The sequence below is a fragment of the Leptolyngbya boryana PCC 6306 genome, assembly GCF_000353285.1.
Taxonomy (GTDB): Bacteria; Cyanobacteriota; Cyanobacteriia; order Leptolyngbyales; family Leptolyngbyaceae; genus Leptolyngbya; species Leptolyngbya boryana.
This window is the reverse complement of the sequence record NZ_KB731328.1, coordinates 26,089-27,054: the sequence shown is the minus strand read 5'-3', so window position 1 is coordinate 27,054 and position 966 is coordinate 26,089. Positions and strand designations below refer to the sequence as shown.

The following is a 966-nucleotide window of genomic DNA, read 5'->3' as shown; positions in this document are numbered from 1 at the left end:
TGCTGGAATGCCGTATGAAGTACAACAGCGAATCTTTGAAGCCTTTTTCACCACAAAACCGGAAGGCAAAGGGACAGGATTGGGGCTTCCCATTTGCTATCAGATCGTCCGTGAGGAAGCATGGAGGACAATTGAGCGCGGTATCAGCGATCGGTGAAGGCACGGAATTTGTGATTCAAATTCCTATACATTCCTGATGCTTGCTATCGTTCAATGGTATCCATCAATTTAACTAGCTGTCGAGTTTTACATTATTTGGTAGTTCTAAATAGGTAAGGATGCGTTGTAGTGATGAATGAAGTACCAAATTGCACCAATGTGATTGTCCACCTTCTTGGAGAACGATAAGGTTTTTCGCACCAGTCGAGAGATTCTTTGACGCAGGGTGCAGTTGAATCGCTCAATCCGGTTGGTCAAACCACTCTGCTTGCCAACTGCCCGATGCCGTTGACTGGGGAAAACTGCCGCATAAGCTGCCCAGAAGTCGGTATAGCAGATGGCACATTGTCGGTAGACTGGGGGCAAGGATTGCCACAAGGCTGTGGCTCCCGCTTCTGAACGGTTTCCGATATGCACGCCCACAATTTCCCGTGTCTTTGCATCTATCGCTAACCAAACCCACTGCTTGTTGCCTTTGTGGTCAACGAACGACCACAACTCGTCGCACTGGATGGCTAATCGCCCTTTTTTTTAGCGCTCACGCTCACTCGTCGCGGCACAGCAGCGTATTTAGCGTTCACGTAACGTTGCAGCCATAGCTCAGAAACCCCGGTATTCCCACGCGATGCGCAAGGAGTGCATGAAGAAAAGCTAAGAGCGAGATTTAGAAGCGGTTTCAAGGATGAATGTATGCGATAGAAAAAGACATCAACTGCACTGCTTGGAGGCAGGCAACGATGTCTGAAAAGAATGTTAATCTTACTGTAGCAGGTTTAGAAGTGACTACCACTGAGCAAGCCAATCCTG

1 protein-coding gene and 1 pseudogene are annotated in these 966 nt (G+C 48.1%); one reads left to right on the top strand and one right to left on the bottom strand.

Annotated elements, in window-relative coordinates:
• Nucleotides 1–7: 7 nt before the first annotated feature.
• Nucleotides 8–157, top strand: coding sequence for an ATP-binding protein (locus LEPBO_RS41505; RefSeq protein WP_263970860.1), 150 nt, complete (start codon nt 8–10; stop codon nt 155–157).
• A gap of 107 nt (nt 158–264) precedes the next feature.
• Here the strand turns inward: LEPBO_RS41505 and LEPBO_RS0135600 are convergent.
• Nucleotides 265–773: pseudogene (locus LEPBO_RS0135600) on the bottom strand (IS1 family transposase); the annotation flags it as partial.
• Nucleotides 774–966: the final 193 nt, after the last annotated feature.

Coding starts and splice junctions, on each gene's coding strand:
- LEPBO_RS41505 (WP_263970860.1), top strand. CDS start 8: ATGCCGTATGAAGTACAACAGCGAATCTTTGAAGCCTTTTTCACCACA.